The following is a 17,636-nucleotide window of genomic DNA, read 5'->3' on the forward strand; positions in this document are numbered from 1 at the left end:
ATAATGAGAACATAATGAATGATATTGATATTCGCGAACTTATAGATAGTTATAAAGAGATAGGTACCTCTACCATTGGTCATCTGACGGAAGAGGGGTATTTACCAGATATTAAATCGCTGTATCCATGCACGGCTACTATAGTCGGCCGAGTGTTGACGGTGCAACTAACCTCGGACAACACGGAGATGATTAATCAGGCATTGATTCAAGCAGCGCCCAATGATGTGTTATGTATTGATGCTCGGGTATTAGGCGTCAAAGCCTGTTGGGGAGCACTGCGAACTTGCGCGGCTATCTATGAGAAGCTATCGGCGGTCATTATCATTGGGCAAGCGACTGATTCGCTACAGACTCAGCAGTTAGGTTTCCCTGTGTTTGCGCAGGGTATCAGCGCTGTGACCACATTCAAGAGCAACCAAGCACAAGGCACGCTGGAGTCCGATATTGCCTATCGCTTCGGTGAGCAGGCAACAACGATTCGTTCAGGCGACATTGCCATTATGGATAATGACGGCGTATTTATATTATCTGTTGATGTAGCACAGCAGCTATTATCAGGCTGTCAAAAGAAACATGAAGAAGATGAGATGAAATTTCAGCGGTTTCTTGAGGTCTATCGTAACAATGAGCTAGATAAACTGTTCAATAACTAATGAAAATATCAGAGGTTAAATAGTCAACGATATCTGAAAACAGTATAAATAAGCGTTTACTAACAAGGTGCAAATACATATAGAAATAAAAACGATTATCATTTACAATACGATTCACAAAGTTAGTACACACAGTATTATTAGCTAAATATTACTCATATCACTGTTTATTTATTCAACTAAGTGAAAAAATTATGAAAAGCCATCATCAAGTTGCTCTATCTGTTCTTACCCTTTGTATTAGTCAGCAATTATATGCACAAACCGACAATGCAGTAGACTTTGCATTAAATGCGCAGGATTCAGCGGAACTGGCTTCAAGTACAGTGTCTAACGAGACGCCTAATGTGACTTTAGACACTATCAATGTCATGGCCAAAGCAAGAACGGGCACGGCGCTGGCACAGAAAATTAGTGAGATGCCAGCAGTCACCCAAGTAATTACTGAAAATGAGATTCAGATGCAGGCAACGGGTAACCGTACCACTGGTGATATCTTGGCACAATTGATACCGAGTTTGGGTGCCAGCAGTGGTTCTACCAGTAACTATGGTACGACCATGCACGGTCGCCCTGTACAGTTCTTGTTGAATGGTGTGCCTTTAAGCAGCTCACGTAGTCTTTCACGCGAGCTCAACAGTATCGATCCTGCGCAGCTTGAGCGGGTAGAGGTACTCTCAGGTGCTACCAGTATCTACGGTGCTGGTGCAGCAGGTGGCCTGATTAACCTTGTGACCAAATCTTTGGTAGGGTATGGCTCTATCAGACAGACTAGAGTCGGTGTCAGTAGCAGTCGTAATTTTGAGTCAGACTCATTGGGTTATCATGTAGGGCAAACCTTAGGATATGGCGGCGAGCGAGTGTATGGTCGCTTAGATGTTGATTACGATAATAAAGGCGGCAAGTTTGATAGCAAAGGCAACCGAATCAGCCCAGATGTGAACCAAACGGATCAGCAAGATACCGAATCGCTAAGTGTAAATGGTAGCTTGGGTGTAGAGCTCACCGATAGCCAACGTCTTGATCTTGCAGTGACTTACTATAAAGATGAGCAAAACACCGACTATGGCCCAGATTATGGTGATGGTTTGGCAGTGTTATTTGGTGCAAAACCTTCCTTAAAGGCTATCGATGGTGCCAACGTAGAGAACGAGCCTTATACCACTAAGACCTCAATGAACTTGAACTATAATAATGACGATATTGCAGGGTCAAGCCTAAGTGTGACGGGCTACTATCGAGATGAAAAAGGCCGTTTTTATCCTTCTGCCAAGAGTGCAGCAACCCAAGCAGCTGAAGTATGGCAGGCCAACGGTTTGACTGATGAAACAACCGTGAACAAGCTTACCAGTGCTGCAGTATTTGTAACCCAGTCAGAAGCTGACATTGAAGTAATGGGTTTGCGGGCAGCCATGCAAACCGAAACCGAAATCGCAGGCAAAAAGACACTGTTTAGCTACGGCGCCGATTTCGAGCGCGAAAACAGTGAGCAAACTTACTACGGTCAAGACCTAAATACGTTTCTTGCTAGTAATGGCTTGACCGCCCAAACCAATGGGCTTACTTATAACGGTGGACCAGATACTACCATCGATAAGTGGGGCGCTTTTGTCAATGCAGACGTAGATATAACCGACAAGTGGCATACCAGTGCTGGCGTACGTTACCAAAAATTGAAGTCAGAGACTGATACCTTTACGCCCATCTATGAGCAACTGCTTGAAGAGTACTTCAATAGTTCTGCTATCAGTGCGACAAGCGCAGCTTATGGCATTGACTATCAGGCAGGCGATGTAGAAAAAGGCAGCACAGACCACGACAAAACCTTGTTTAATCTCGGCACGAGTTATCAATTAACCCCAAATGATCAAATATTCGCTAATTTTTCACAAGGGTTCACCACAGCGGATATCCAGCGTGCGCTGCGTGACGTACGTGCCGGTTTCGTGGTTAATTCAGACAACGTACAACCGATCGCGATCAACAATTACGAGTTTGGCTGGCAGGGCAAACATGGCGATACAGCAGCACGTTTGAGCGGTTTTTATAACGAATCAGACAAAGTAGTACGTTTTACTGATAGCTATACCGTAGAAGTTGTCGATACCGATGAGCGTGTCTATGGCGTGGAAGGGTCACTCAGTCATGATATCAGTGATAAATGGCAAGTAGGCGGTAGTGTGGCGTACACTCGTGGTCAGTATGACAAAGATGGTGATTGGCTGGAGCTCGATGCAGTACGTCTAACACCGCTAAAAGGTACGGCATTTGCTCAGTATAACTTTGATGAAGGCAGCAACATACGCCTACAAGTATTGGCAATCGGCGGTGATGACAAGGCTTTTAAAGACCAACAACAAGACCCTGACTCTAGTGCCTTGCCTGTCACTGGTTATATGACCCTTGATGTATTGGGGCAAGTAAAGATGCCAGTCGGCCGAGTAGACTATGGCGTTTATAACTTGCTTAATAAAGACTATCTAACGGTCTATCATCAAACCACATTTGGTGATTTGAACCGCTTACCTGCATCAGGTACGACTTATGGCTTAAGCTATACCGTCGATTACTAAAAAGCGCCACGCATTAAAAAACCCCTTCAGGCTATGAAAAGTTAGCGTGAAGGGTTTTTTTTATGTTCATAACTCTCTAAAGCATTCATCTGTTCCAAGAGTATTTGCTAGTGTTTCCAACTTTACGCTTTATCAGGTGCAAAAGTTATTTTTTGGCATTTTATGATTGACTTACAGCCTATCAATGCTAATCTAATCTCTCTTTGGGGAGTAGCCTGCTTTCGTACTGCGAAAGCGTTCGTATCAACATACTTGGCCACATGCCATGGTGCGAACACCTCTCGGTTGGCGAGACCATCGATATATCTACACTGCAGGTCGGGGGTGTGGCTATGTCGTGGACTCTATACTCGACCAGAGAAAATCACATGAATCCTATCGCACTTCTATTACTTGCGCTTTCTATGTCTACTGATGCCTTTTCTGTGGCAATCAGTAAAGGCGTAAGTCTTAAAAACCCTCGTTTTACCGAAGCTTTCAGAATGGGTGTTATTTTTGGCACCATTGAAGCGATCACGCCTATTATTGGTTGGTTAATTGGTCACTCTGCCACATCCTTTATAGATGCATCTTTTATTGAGGCATGGGATCATTGGGTCGCGTTTGTCATACTTTTTGCGCTCGGTCTGCACATGCTATATGAGGGAATGAAGCCAAGTGATGAAACGGAAGCAGCACCGTCGAGACATTCTTTTTTCAAACTTGCTTTGACTGCATTTGGTACCAGCATCGATGCCATGGCTGTCGGTGTGAGCCTAGCATTTGTAAAGGTCAATATTTTACTGGCGGCAGGTCTTATTGGCTTGGCCACTACAGTAATGGTCACGCTAGGGGTGATGTTAGGAAAAGTATTGGGCTCCCTAATCGGTCATAGAGCTGAAATATTTGGTGGTGTGATGCTCATTGCCATCGGTGCATGGATTTTATTAAGCCATCTTCAATGATTATATACAAACTGTCTACTACGAACAGATAGTCATTACGTGTATAGATCTGTTACTCACTTTTGGATGTAGAAAACCTGTTTACCTAAGAAAAGCCTATCTATATTAATAGTTAGGCTTTTCGGGTCTAAAACTAGTACATTACGCTGTAGCAGTTCGTAAAAGGTCTGAAAAACACAGCACTACAAAACTATCAATAATTATCCGTTGTCAGCGAAGAGGCTTGAATAAAATGCCTATATCTATGCTTATACACATGGTTGTTATTTACTAAAAAAACAGCAGACAATAAAAAAGACCTCCAATCTCTTGAAGGTCTTTTTTATTGAAACTTAAATATGGTGGGCCCAGTAGGACTTGAACCTACGACCAAAGGATTATGAGTCCTCTGCTCTAACCAACTGAGCTATGGGCCCTAACGTTAGACGCACAATGATACCTGATTTTTTTAATTTTTCAAGTAAAAGATAGGCAGTAATCAAGATATTTTTTATTGAGCAGTATTTTCGTATTACAGGTGACCACCAGCTATGGTTAGACTACGGCCTCCATCCACGGTGATAATCTCTCCTGTGACATAATTTGCCTGCACAAGGTACAGCACGCTATGAGCAATCTCATCAGGTTGGCCTATTCGCCGCATAGGGATAGCATCGATGATACTTTTCTGTTGCTCGTTATCAATAGCTTGGTCGCTAGTAGGGTCAGGTAAAATATTGACCCCAGGAGCAACCCCGTTGACCCGTACTGCTGGCGCCATCTCTAGCGCTAGCGACTGTACCATCATTCGATGCGCAGCCTTTGCCATGTTGTAGACAGTATAGTTGTTAAACGGTCTATCATGCGCGTGTATGTCCAATAAACTGACAATACAGCCTTGTTGTTGCTTAAGATAAGGTAGTAGGGATTGGCTGAGTAATAAAGGGGCCTTGGCATTGGTTAAAAGCAACTCATCCCACTGTGCATGATTGATACTACCGAGTGGGCTAGGATAAAACCGTGAGGCATTATGCACCAGTGCATCAAGCTGTCCAAATGCCTCTACGATATTTTTAACAAAGCTGTCTAAAGCCATACCATCATTAACTATCGTTAAATCAGCAACGATAACTTTTGCACTATTAGCACGGATGTCGTTCAGATGGTCAGCCAAGTCATTAGCGTCTTGTTCACTACGGTGACAATGAATGATGACGCGGTAACCTTGCCTATGAGCTGCTTTAACAATAGCCGCCCCAATACGCCTAGCACTACCTGTGACCAGCATCACTGGCGCTTGGTTATTCATATTTTCTGCTTGGTAGGCATTAGCTTCTTGATTCATAGCAATACTACTTTTTTCTCTAAGGTGCTTGTCTATATCATTCTTGCGCTTGCAAGTGTTCAATCCTGCTTTGGCGTAAGGCCGCACCAATAGCGGGGCCTTTAAGGTCTGGCGCAATGTCGGTCATACCGATGGTGTGAAAGCTATTTAGTGCTAGCATCATTTGGCGATGCTGTGTTGCTAGCTGTAATACATGACTGCACACTAGCAGTTGAGAGAGCTTGTCAGGCTCCTTATGCGCACCGCAGGCTTGAATGAGGTCGATTTTTTCAGCCGCATTTAGACTGTTTATTGTGCTTAGTTTTTCAGCTTGCTGAGCGAATAAAGTCGCGAACTGAGTATGTGCTTTTGGGACTTTGGCTTTATTACCGATAGCGTTAATATTTTTTATAGCGGTTGATACATTAGACGTAGACTCAGAGTTTTCGCTATTAAATAGTGATGAGGTCAAGCTAGTCATTAGTAGCGCCCAGCGCTGTGATAAATTTAAATGCATCTGTCCTGCAAAGTATAACGCTGTCTGCACTGTTTCTCTTATTTGGACATTGTCCCAAGCTTGATGCAAAGGCGCGAAATACTCTGTGAGTGCACCAATTTCAAACAGTTTTTGCCAGTAGACTTGCGGTGATAGTTGCATAGTCGCACGGCTCGACTCTTGCCAGATACGCTCGGCACTTAAATGAGCAAGCTCTCCTGTATCGACCAATTGACGCATCAGCGTTAGAGTGTCATCCGCGATGGTGAACCCCAAATCGTAGTAACGGCTATAGAAACGCACTGTTCGAAGTACACGTAATGGGTCTTCATTAAAAGCATTAGACACATGACGCAATGTCTTGCTTTTTAAGTCTTGTAGGCCGCCATAGTAGTCGATGACTTGTCCGTCAATAGGGGTGTCGTCAGTTAAGCTGGTAACTTCGATTGCCATCGCGTTGATAGTTAAATCACGACGGCGCAAATCATCCTCTAGACTAACATCAGGACTGGCATGTACGCTAAAGCCTTTGTAGCCTGAGCCTTGCTTGCGCTCTGTACGTGCCAATGCATACTCTTCATGACTGGTCGGATGCAAAAACACAGGAAAGTCAGCGCCCACTTGTTGAAACCCAGCATCAATCATCTCTGTAACAGTAGCGCCAACGACGACAAAGTCCTTGTCCTTGATAGGACGCTTGAGCAGTCGATCGCGTACAGCACCGCCTACGAGGTAAATTTGCATAGAAGCCTCTTGTTATTATTGAGCTTTATATCACTAGCTCAATTTTTATGAATCAAAAAAACAGCCAATGCTCTATAAGTTGCATTGACTGGTTTTAGTATAGCAGAAGGGCTCTGTCAATGGATGACAGAGCCCTTCTTAATATAGTCAATCCTCTATAAATCGAGTACGGTGTCAGCCTCGCTCAGTCTACTACTCGTAGTACTTTCACTCGGCTTCCTGGTATCCAAATTATATTGAAACGACTATAGTGCATTCATACTGGGTATGGTGTATGACTATTTTTCGTTTTCTAGGTCTTGCGCTTCAGTAACGGTCAATGCAGTCATGTTGACGATACCACGTGCTGTCGCTGATGGTGTCAAAATGTGTACCGGCTTATTAGTACCTAATAGGATAGGGCCAATAGAAGCACTGCCAGTCGCTGTTTTAAGTAGGTTGAAAGCGATGTTTGAGGCATCAAGGGTTGGCAAGATAAGCAGGTTCGCTGCACCTTTCAATGGGCTTGATGGCATATCGTTTAGACGAATATTTTCGTTAAGCGCGGCATCACCTTGCATTTCGCCTTCAAACTCAAAGTCGACATTCATATTGGTCAATAGCTCATGAACCTTACGCATTTTGACAGCGCTGGCACGATCTGAAGCACCAAAGTTAGAATGAGATACTAGCGCAACGCGTGGCGTGATACCAAAGCGACGTAATTGATCTGTTGCCAAGACAGTCATTTCAGCCAGTTGTTCAGCCGTTGGGTCTTCATGGACATAGGTATCAGCGATAAAGATATTACGATCTTGCATGAGTACCGCATTCATCGCATAGAAGTCGTTCATACCTTGTTTTTTGCCAATGACGCTTTCAACGTATTTTAGATGCAACTGATAATGGCCAAACGTACCACATACCATACCATCTGCCGCACCATTTTCGACCAATAATGAGCCAATCAAAGTCGTCTTACGGCGAACATCACGACGCGCAAGCTCAATGCTTACACCGCGGCGTTTGTTCTTCTCGTAGTAGCCCTGCCAGTAGTCTTTGTAGCGAGGATCGTCATCAACGTTGACGATGGTAATATTCTCGCCAGCTTTTAGACGTAAGCCCAGTTTTTTGATGTTGGCTTCGATAACTGACGGGCGACCAACCAAGATAGGTTGTGCTAGCTTCTCATCAACGACCACTTGTACAGCAAGTAAGATATTGTTGTCTTCACCTTCACAATACACGATACGTTTTGGATCGGCTTTAGCACGAGCAAAGATTGGTTTCATCACAAACGCTGAGTTATAAACAAACTCAGACAGACGCTGACGATAGGCTTGCATGTCATCGATCGGTAGCGTGGCAACGCCTGAATCCATCGCTGCTTTGGCAACAGCAGACGCGATCTCAATGATTAGATTTGGCTCTAGAGGGCCTGGGATTAAGTAGTCACGACCAAAGCTCTGCATCTTTTCGATGTTTCTAGCACTGGTAGTTGGAGTGGCTTCAACATGTGCCATCGCAGCGATTGCTTTTACGCAAGCCACTTTCATCTCTTCGTTAACAGTGGTTGCACCAACATCCAATGCACCGCGGAAGATATACGGGAAGCATAGCGCGTTGTTTACTTGGTTTGGATAGTCTGAACGACCCGTTGCCATGATGACGTCTGGACGTACCGCATGGGCCAATTCTGGCATGATTTCAGGTGTAGGGTTGGCAAGTGCAAAGACGATAGGGTCTTTTGCCATACGGCGAACCATATCTTCTGATAATGTACCTGGCATTGATAAGCCTAGGAACATATCGACATCGTCCATGACTTCTTCGATAGAAGTAGCCGTGATATCACGAGCATAACGCTGTTTAGTTTCATCAAGGTTTTCACGGCTAGTATTGATGATACCGCGTGAGTCTGAAACAATAATGTTGTTCTTATTAACGCCAAGTGCGCAAATAATATCTAGGCAAGAAATGGCTGCTGCGCCTGCGCCTGAACAAACAATTTTAATCTCTTCGATTTTTTTGCCAGTAATCAACAAAGCATTTAGCATGGCTGCGGCAACGATGATTGACGTACCATGTTGGTCATCATGGAACACAGGAATGTTCATGCGCTCACGTAGTACGCGCTCAATTTTGAAACATTCTGGTGCTTTGATGTCTTCTAGGTTGATACCACCAAAAGTAGGCTCAAGCGAGGCAACCGCTTCGATGAATTTGTCTGGATCATTTTGAGCAATTTCAATATCAAAAACGTCGATACCTGCGAACTTCTTAAATAGAACGCCTTTACCTTCCATAACTGGCTTCGACGCCAATGGACCGATATTACCCAGACCCAATACAGCAGTACCGTTAGTGATAACACCAACTAGGTTGTTACGTGCCGTGTATTTAGAAGCAAGTTTTGGATCTCTTTGGATCTCAAGACAAGGTACAGCAACGCCTGGAGAGTAGGCGAGTGCTAAATCACGTTGGTTGGCTAGCTGCTTAGTAGGGGTTACCGAAATTTTACCTGGGCGTGGAAACTCATGGTAATGTAAGGCAGCTTGTTCAAACTGCTCTTTTTCTGTACTGAGGTTATCCGTATTCGAAGTGGTATCGTCATTCATAATAGTTGCCATGGTTGGAATAAATTGGAATAAATTAAATGGTGATAAAAAACAACGTCCAACCCTCCAAAAATCATTGAATGATAATAATTGAAAAGTATAAAGACGTTAAACGACTCACGACCATTAGAATCATGGTCGACGATCAAAGATCAGGTCAAAAAAGCAAACTAGCTAAAATATTCATTCTAGCATTATTGCCAATTCACTGCCTAGTAACAACGATGAATTGTGCGAATAATATAATAAAATGATATTCGTTATTTATCTCGTTGATAATGCCAAAAAATGCGTCTAGATATCAACCTTAATTTCATAATGTTTCAAAATATTACAGAATTGAAAGATGCTAAGACGGGCAACTACTAAGATGAGCAGCTAATGGGCATCTGCGGTGTATCAGGCGCAGGTGCACTGCTATCTAAATCATTAGCGATATCTTGCACGCTATAAGGGTTGGCTAGTAAACGGAATACCCGGTCAACTTCTTCAAACTGGCCTTGCTCTGCGGCAGTAATCGCACGCTGCGCCATGCTATTACGAAGGACATAGACAGGATTGTTGGTTGTCATGTCATCAACTACCTGCTCAAGTGGCAGCTGCTCGATCTGTGCCAGATAACGTGCTGACCAGTCTTGCCATACTTGCTGCGCATCACTGCTTAATTCGGTGGTCATGGTAGCCAGTAGCTTTTGCTCATAAGGATGATCTTTTGGTGCGACCAAACCGAGTAGGGCGCGGAAGCTATTGGTATAGTCGAGCAAGTTGTCTTCTAATAGCGTCAACCATTCAAAGGCCAAGCTGAGGCTTTCTCTTTGATGCGGTAGGCCAAGCTTACGGCACAGACCTTGCTGATAGTGCTGCATGAAGGTTGCTTCGTAAGGCGTTAAGCAGTCAGAAAGCGTCTCACGGGTGACGCCTTCTAGGCGCATAAAGTGTGGCAGCCAAACGTTTAGGTTCCAATGTCCGATAGCAGGCTGATTCTGATAAGCATAGCGACCAGTGTGGTCTGAGTGATTATTAATCCATGCAGGATTGAAGCGTTCCATAAAGCCGAACGGCCCGAAGTCCAAAGTACTGCCTGTGATAGATAAGTTATCTGTGTTCATGACACCGTGAGCAAAGCCAATCAATTGCCAATCAGCAATCATACGCGCCGTACGCTCGACCACTGCGGTCAAGAAAGCTAAGACAGGCGTTTCGCTATCGCGGCACTCTGGATAGTAAGTGTCAATCATATAGTCAGTGAACTCACCCAGTACATCAGGGGCAAAGCTGGCAATCCATTCGACATGACCTAAACGAATATGACTGTCAGCCACACGCATCAACGCTGCACCTGCTTCAATACGCTCACGGCGCACTCTCGTATCCGATACCACAAACCCCAAAGCGTTAGATGAGGGGATGCCAAGCTTCGTCAATGCATGACCGCACAGGTATTCGCGAATAGTACTACGTAAGACTGCTCGTCCATCACCCATGCGTGAATAGGGCGTCAAGCCAGCACCTTTAAGATGCAAGTCTTGTGGCTGTCCATCAATATCGAGTACCTGCGCCATGAGCAAACCGCGTCCGTCGCCCAATTGCCCAGCCCATTGTCCAAACTGGTGACCAGCGTAGGCCATCGATAATGGTTTGAAATCAGCTGGCACGTATTGACCGCCCAATATCTCAACCCAATTGGTCATCAGATCCTCATCGTCGGCCCAGCCTAACTGCTGAGCAACTTGAGTGTTGAAGTGACCGGCACGAGGATTGTCTAGTGGCGTCGGTGGCTGCTCGTGATAAAGGCGCGTGTCTAGGTTGACGTAAGTGTTTTGATAACGCATACAGGCCGTTTCCATTAAAATATAAAAGTGAGAATGTCACTATAGCATAGCTCTCATATGGCATCGTTGCACTCTGTCCGTCTCTTGTAATATCTGGACAAAAAATAAATTTTTCGGTCTTTAATTAACTGAATGTGATGAACGAGATTGTTATTGTTTTTAGGTTGGATCTGGCAATGGCTCAGTCAATGTATTTGACCATTTATTATGATAATAAGGTCATTAGAAGTAGCTGTAGTGACATAATCGATAAAGTATAAGCAAAAAAATCCCCCTATCTAGGACGGATAGGGGGATGGAGAAGCTTCAAAATTATAACGAAATCAGAGATTAATTAAGCAGCTTTTTCATTCGCGCCAATAGAGCGGAAGGCGGTTTTTAGATTACTGTTATGCTCAAGAATTTTCTGTTCAATTTTGGCATAATCATGCTTTAACTTATCATCAACTTCATGCAAACGATCAGCAAATTCTGTCTTTTTAAGCTCGATAGTTTTTGCTTTTAGCGCTTGCCATTCTTCAACAGTCTGCGTAAAGGCATCATATTCAAACTTAATACGGTCTTGGAAGCTCTTCATCGCATGAGGAAGATCAATGCCGCTTACTGCTGCTGTATCGATTTGCTGCTGAGCTTTCTTAAACTGCATTTGTACTTCTGCATGCTTGATAGTCGTATCATCAACAGTACGCAATTCAGAAGTCAAACCAAGTTTTGATAAACCCGCGATTAACCATTTGGTTGGGTCATATTGCCACCATTTCACGCCATTACGATAGTCGTATTGGAAGAAGTGATGATAGTTATGATAACCCTCACCCCACGTAAAGATAGCCAAGAAGAAGTTATCACGAGCACTGTTGGTATCTGTATAAGGACGTGTACCAAACATATGGCAGAACGAGTTAATAAAGAACGTAAAGTGATGCGTCAATACCAAACGTAGTAGGCCTGCGATAACCAACGTACCCCAAACATCACCAAGCAACCAACCGATAGCGGCAACCATACCGACGTTCATGGCAACTACCCATAGACCGTAGTATTTATGCTGAATCTGTAAGACTCTATCTTTAGTCAAATCAGGAATGTTTTTGTAGTCGAACTTGCCGCTAGGGTAGTTACGTAGCATCCAGCCAATATGACTGAACCAAAATCCACGCTGTGCTGAATACGGATCATCCAAACGGTCATCTACATGACGATGGTGAGTACGGTGACCAGAAACCCAATCAAACGCAGAACCCTGTACCGCTAGGGTAGAACCAAGCAATAAAAAGTTTCTAACAATTGGATGCGCTTTATAAGCACGATGTGCCATTAGACGATGGTAACCTGCGGTAATACTGATACCAGTCCATACCATAAAGGCACCAAACACACCCCAAACAGGTGCGCTCACTTGATGAGTGAACAAGTACCATGGCGTAATGATAGCAGCAGCAATCGGCGTCGCTACCAAAATAGTCGCCGGAATCCAGTTGATCGGTGCTTTGGTAAATTCAAACTCGCGCATATCAATGCTTTGCTCTTGCGCAGAAAGATCCGCTTGCTCAGAAGCTTTAGCATAATTGCGTTTGGCAACAGGCTGATCATCAAGCGCCATTTGCGCTTTTTTCTCATCAAAACGAGTTTTAAAACGCGTTACTTGAGTGCTGGCGGTCTTTACAAGCGTATCACCAGATTTGATAGCGAAACGTAAGCCTTTAAGCGGTAAGCCAAGTGCTTTTTTTGCAATCATATAATATCCCTAACGGTATTAATTTAAGCCACCATAGTACCTTAAAAAGCATGTAAAGTGAACACTTATACACTATAAAAATATTGCTAAATAACAATAACTTGTATGGATTATAGAATGTATTGGTCAAAAATACGAGTGACTTATCAGACATGAAGGAGAAGTGTAACAAGGAGGGTAGATATGTAGGAAAGAATGCGTTTATCAAAAAAATGATTAAATATCAAAAAAGTACGGATAAATCATTTAAGGCAACAGTAAATGACTTGGAAAATCCGTAATGATGACATCGGTTTCCCATTTTATGAGCTGCTCAATGGTGGGAATATCATTAACCGTCCAAGCACTTACGGGCAATCCATAACGGTGGCTATGCTTGATGACAGCTTGGGTCAAAAGCGGATAATGAATGCCCAGTTGAATACAGCCGAGTTGCAATGCGGTATTGGTCGCGCTTGCCAACGCTTCTGGCGTACGAATGAGCAAGCCGCGAGGCATATGAGATAATAGTTTGTGACGTTGTAAACGGTTATGTAGCTCGACATCGAAGCTCGTCAATACAACTGGTAAGCTGGCAAGAGGTGTATCAATAAATGCCTGCCGAAGCGCTGCAATCAACACCGCATAATTGGTACGGCTATGCGTTTTAATCTCCAGCTCTATAACATTAAATCCACTAAGCGCAGGTGTCATGCTCGCCAATGTCATAATAGGTTGACCAAACTGTAACTGGCATTGAATCTCTGTGAGCTTTAACTGATCAATGCGTGATTGTCGCCCGCACATACGCTCTAGATCGTCATCATGGAATACGATTAAGTGACCGTCAGCGTTTAGCTGTATATCAAACTCTACGCCTGCTAAGCCTCTTGACTTGAGGTCTTGAGAGTATTGAAAGCCTGAAAAGGTATTTTCTAACGCCTCACCGCGTGCGCCTCGATGACCTAATAACAACGTATCTCTAAAATTTATCATATGCACCAATTATCGATGGTTTTTATGCCCAATCATATAGCGTCATATCAATGACGTCTAACAAAAACTGCGATGCAATCCGTACTTTTTTAAATATGACTTCTTAGGGACCAAATCTGCGAATGTTTGTTATGTTTTTGCAACCAAACGCAGGTTTTTTCCACAATGAGGGGCACTATTTGTATATCCATGGGCTACACTAATGACCATTTGATTTAAACACCGTATAATGATGTGGTTTTCATATCTGTAGCAGCTAGCGTTGCATTTGAATGTTGAACACTGTCAGTCAGTGGCGGTATGAACCTGTAAATTGGGAGTAGAGTTAGTATGAGCGTAGCAAATATAAGTTTGAGCAAGTGGCATAAAGTTGCTGGGATTGGATTGGTATGTGGTTTAGCGCTTGCAGGCTGTGATCGCTCAGATAAAGAAGACACTACTGAGCAGGCAGAGCTAACAGAACAAGAGACGGTCGATGCTGAAAATAGCGTTGCGCCTGCGATCAGTTGTGATGATCCTATGGTGCAAGATCGCCTTAAGTCAGCTCTAAAAAATACGCTCAATCAACAAGCACAGTCATTGGCTGCCAATTATGCAAATGATGCTGAAATCAGTTTAGCAAATGGTGTGGTTAGCGAAAAAACCAATGGCGTTGTCATTGATGTCCAAAACGCTGCCATCTTGCAACAAGCCAATGAGAACGGCATGACCACTTGCCAAGCAAGTGTCAGTATGACGCTACCAAGTGAAGACTTGTATCAAGCCAGTCAGGTACAAGCGGCCAATAATCAGCCAAGCTTACAATCACGTTTAGCGCAAGACAATATCCGTATCAATAACAATATGCTCGTTGATGACGCTTTCACTTACATCGTCGGTACTCAAGGCGGTCAAGTGCGTACGCGTATTGCAGGTCAGCCTGCTTTGATTACTGTTGTTGCAGATGTGATGGCAGGTTCTGTCTTTAAAACTGCAATGGATGAGCAACGTGCCCAACGTGCTGCTGAACGCCGTGCAACACAGAACAACGATACGACTCAAACAGCGCCAATCCGTCAGCCACGAACTGTAACGCCAGTTGAGCCAATTCGCCCAACTGAACCAACGCCGCCGCCAACCATCAATAAGCCTGCTGAAAGTCAGAGCAGTTCGACTGCAAACACTCAAGCTGCTGCTGCCGAGCCTAGTAAGCCCGCCACGCCAAAAGCCGTACCTAAAGATGAAACCATTGATATGGTCATCATTGAAGACAACAGTGCGACTTATTAATTGGTCATTGTAATAAGAGGTAGCGATATCCAGTAGAGCCAATTGCTATTGCTGAATAATAAAAAACCCCGCAACAATCATGTCGCGGGGTTTTTGCGTTTAAGCTATTTATTGTCAAATACTTAGTTTTTATCATTGACTGTCAGTGAACGTTTTCAATGCTTGACTGTCCCACAACACCTCAGAGACTTTTTCTGGATCTGTACAAAAGCGTGCAGCGACAAATAACCAATCAGATAAGCGATTAATAAAGCTGACGGCAGTACTACGAATCGCTTGTGGACGCTGCTGCTGCAATATCACAGCTTGACGTTCAGCACGGCGACATACACTACGCGCCACGTGTAATTGACTCACCAATATAGAACCCGTCGGCAAAATAAAGTCTTTTAGCGGTGGCAATGTGGTATTCATCATATCTATTTGCTGCTCTAACCATTCAATATGAGTGGCATTAACTCCTTCATACTCTGGCATAGCAAGCTCGCCGCCTATATTGAATAACAGGTGCTGAATGATGACCAAGGCTTCAGAGAACTCTTTTTCTATAGATTGCCCTTTATTGTGCTTTAGTTGCGCACGTACCAAGCCAATATGTGAGTTGAGCTCGTCGATATCACCCATGACGCTAAATAGATCGTCCGCTTTACTAAGGCGGCTGCCATCAGCCATACCAGTGCTGCCGTCATCTCCAGTACGTGTGTATATTTTGCTTAAGCGATTGCCCATCTTTACATCCTTAACGGTTTTTATGATTGAATAGCGTTAGTTGCACGCTCATTGTAGTATTTTATGCCTGTTTTCGCTAAGATAATGGGTTACGTTTTATATCACGACGTCTTTTGGTCTGAATTTTTTTATTTGCTTAATCTATAGTCACAGTCGTTGGTATGGCTTATTCATACACCGCGGCTGAAATTCCACATTTCTCTATTTTATTTACGTTATAAGGCTTTTTTACTATGACCACACCACTTGCAGATGCGATGTCCCAACTTGCCATTTACGATTCATTGACTGGCAGCAAGCGTCAGTTTGTACCACTCAAAGCAGGGCAGGTTGGTATGTATGTGTGCGGCATGACCGTTTATGACTATTGTCACATTGGTCATGCGCGAGTGATGGTCGGTTTTGATATGGCCGTTCGTTGGTTAGCACGTTTGGGTTACGACGTGAATTACGTACGTAATATCACTGATATCGATGATAAAATCATTGCCCGTGCTGCTGAAAACGGTGAAGAGATTGGTACATTGACGCAGCGTTTCATTGAAGCGATGCATGAAGACGCGACTGCCCTTGGTTGTGAGATGCCAAATGCTGAGCCTCGTGCGACTAATCATATCGACGATATGCAGGATATGATTGAGACGTTAGTCACTGGCAACTACGCGTATGCAGGCGACAATGGTGATGTCTACTATGCTGTGGATAGCTTTGACGGTTATGGTAAATTATCTAAGCGCAATCTGGACGATATGCAGGCAGGTTCGCGAGTTGAAGTTGAGAATGATAAACGCAATCCATTTGACTTTGTACTATGGAAAGCGGCAAAACCTGACGAGCCGCAGTGGGCATCACCATGGGGTCAAGGGCGTCCAGGCTGGCATATTGAATGTTCAGCGATGTCGACTAAGTGCTTAGGTAGCACCTTTGATATTCATGGCGGTGGTCATGACTTACAGTTCCCGCATCACGAGAACGAAATCGCGCAGTCTGAGGCAGCGACTGGTTGTGAGTATGCTCGTAACTGGATGCATGTTGGTTTTATCAATGTCGATGGCGAAAAAATGTCTAAATCATTGGGCAACTTTTTTACCATTCGCGATGTTATGGCAAAGTACTTACCTGAGACGGTGCGTTTTTTCTTATTATCAAGCCATTATCGCAGCCAAGTTAACTTCTCTGATAGCGCCTTAGATGAAGCGCATAATAGCCTAAGCAGACTGTATAATGCGCTAAAGTTGGCTGAACAACAAAAAGGACAGTCAATCGTAATCAATGAAGACTTAGTAGCTGAAGCTTACAATAGCACGGTTGGTCAAGACTTCATCAAGGCGATGAACGACGACTTTAATAGCTCGACCGCCATCAGCGTTTTATTCGGATTGGCTCGCGATATCAACAAAGCTATCAAGGCGGAAGACGTCGATACCGCATGGCAATTAGCCCAGCAACTAAAAGCATTGGCGCAAGTATTAAATATTTTACAGCAGCCAGTGCAGCAGTTTTTGCAAGCAGTGACTGGTGATCAGGCAGAAGATGGTCTAACGGATGCGGTTATTGATAATTTAATCATCGAACGTGCAGAGTCTAAAGCCAACAAAAACTTTGCCCGTGCTGATGAGATACGTGAGCAACTAAAAGAAGCGGGTATTGAGCTCGAAGATAGCCGTGCTGGCACGACATGGCGCCGCGCTTAAAACAACTCTTACCGTTTATATGGTAAATAGCTACAAATCTTGTAATAAATTAAGTCAGCTTTAGGCTGGCTTTTTTTTGCTTACTG

Annotated in this window: 12 protein-coding genes, 1 tRNA gene and 1 riboswitch; of the genes, 5 read left to right on the forward strand and 8 right to left on the reverse strand. The window is 43.9% G+C overall.

Annotated elements, in window-relative coordinates; genetic code table 11:
• Positions 1-14: 14 nt before the first annotated feature.
• From ACI2IW_RS04970 to ACI2IW_RS04980, 3 genes are all read left to right on the forward strand, one after another.
• Positions 15-656 carry an RraA family protein gene (locus tag ACI2IW_RS04970; protein ID WP_404692866.1) on the forward strand — a complete coding sequence of 214 codons (642 nt, stop codon included), beginning with the start codon at positions 15-17 and terminating at the stop codon, positions 654-656.
• A gap of 194 nt (positions 657-850) precedes the next feature.
• Entirely contained in the window at positions 851-3,229 is a 2,379-nt protein-coding gene (locus tag ACI2IW_RS04975; protein ID WP_404692867.1) for a TonB-dependent receptor, read from the forward strand.
• A gap of 193 nt (positions 3,230-3,422) precedes the next feature.
• Positions 3,423-3,590: riboswitch (yybP-ykoY riboswitch) on the forward strand.
• A gap of 7 nt (positions 3,591-3,597) precedes the next feature.
• Entirely contained in the window at positions 3,598-4,173 is a 576-nt protein-coding gene (locus tag ACI2IW_RS04980; protein ID WP_404692868.1) for a manganese efflux pump MntP family protein, read from the forward strand.
• Between the two features lie 339 nt (positions 4,174-4,512).
• Here the strand turns inward: ACI2IW_RS04980 and ACI2IW_RS04985 are convergent.
• From ACI2IW_RS04985 to ACI2IW_RS05015, 7 genes are all read right to left on the reverse strand, one after another.
• Positions 4,513-4,589, reverse strand: a tRNA-Ile gene (locus tag ACI2IW_RS04985).
• Positions 4,590-4,684: 95 nt separating this feature from the next.
• On the reverse strand, positions 4,685-5,497 hold the full coding sequence (locus tag ACI2IW_RS04990) for a pteridine reductase (RefSeq protein WP_404692869.1): 813 nt from the start codon (positions 5,495-5,497) through the stop codon (positions 4,685-4,687).
• A 37-nt stretch (positions 5,498-5,534) separates the two neighbouring features.
• Complete coding sequence (locus ACI2IW_RS04995; protein ID WP_404692870.1) at positions 5,535-6,716, reverse strand: tRNA nucleotidyltransferase; 1,182 nt, start codon at positions 6,714-6,716, stop codon at positions 5,535-5,537.
• A gap of 278 nt (positions 6,717-6,994) precedes the next feature.
• Positions 6,995-9,313 (reverse strand): NADP-dependent malic enzyme, encoded by a 2,319-nt coding sequence (locus tag ACI2IW_RS05000; RefSeq protein WP_057760550.1) that lies wholly within the window; start codon positions 9,311-9,313, stop codon positions 6,995-6,997.
• 365 nt (positions 9,314-9,678) lie between these two features.
• On the reverse strand, positions 9,679-11,145 hold the full coding sequence (locus ACI2IW_RS05005; protein WP_404692871.1) for a YdiU family protein: 1,467 nt from the start codon (positions 11,143-11,145) through the stop codon (positions 9,679-9,681).
• A 334-nt stretch (positions 11,146-11,479) separates the two neighbouring features.
• A complete protein-coding gene (locus ACI2IW_RS05010) occupies positions 11,480-12,658 on the reverse strand; it encodes a fatty acid desaturase (protein ID WP_191115423.1) in 1,179 nt (392 codons plus the stop codon).
• Between the two features lie 471 nt (positions 12,659-13,129).
• A complete protein-coding gene (locus ACI2IW_RS05015) occupies positions 13,130-13,858 on the reverse strand; it encodes a glycerophosphodiester phosphodiesterase (protein WP_404692872.1) in 729 nt (242 codons plus the stop codon).
• A 330-nt stretch (positions 13,859-14,188) separates the two neighbouring features.
• Between ACI2IW_RS05015 and ACI2IW_RS05020 the strand changes: the two genes are divergently transcribed.
• Complete coding sequence (locus ACI2IW_RS05020) at positions 14,189-15,127, forward strand: hypothetical protein (protein WP_394123596.1); 939 nt, start codon at positions 14,189-14,191, stop codon at positions 15,125-15,127.
• Between the two features lie 132 nt (positions 15,128-15,259).
• On the opposite strand, the gene ACI2IW_RS05025 is transcribed toward ACI2IW_RS05020, so the two are convergent.
• On the reverse strand, positions 15,260-15,856 hold the full coding sequence (locus ACI2IW_RS05025; protein ID WP_404692873.1) for a cob(I)yrinic acid a,c-diamide adenosyltransferase: 597 nt from the start codon (positions 15,854-15,856) through the stop codon (positions 15,260-15,262).
• 233 nt (positions 15,857-16,089) lie between these two features.
• Here ACI2IW_RS05025 and cysS point away from each other — a divergent pair, with 233 nt between their 5' ends.
• On the forward strand, positions 16,090-17,550 hold the full coding sequence (gene cysS / locus ACI2IW_RS05030) for a cysteine--tRNA ligase (RefSeq protein ID WP_404692874.1): 1,461 nt from the start codon (positions 16,090-16,092) through the stop codon (positions 17,548-17,550).
• Positions 17,551-17,636: the final 86 nt, after the last annotated feature.

Source organism: Psychrobacter sp. NPDC078501, assembly GCF_044900935.1.
Taxonomy (GTDB): domain Bacteria; phylum Pseudomonadota; class Gammaproteobacteria; order Pseudomonadales; family Moraxellaceae; genus Psychrobacter.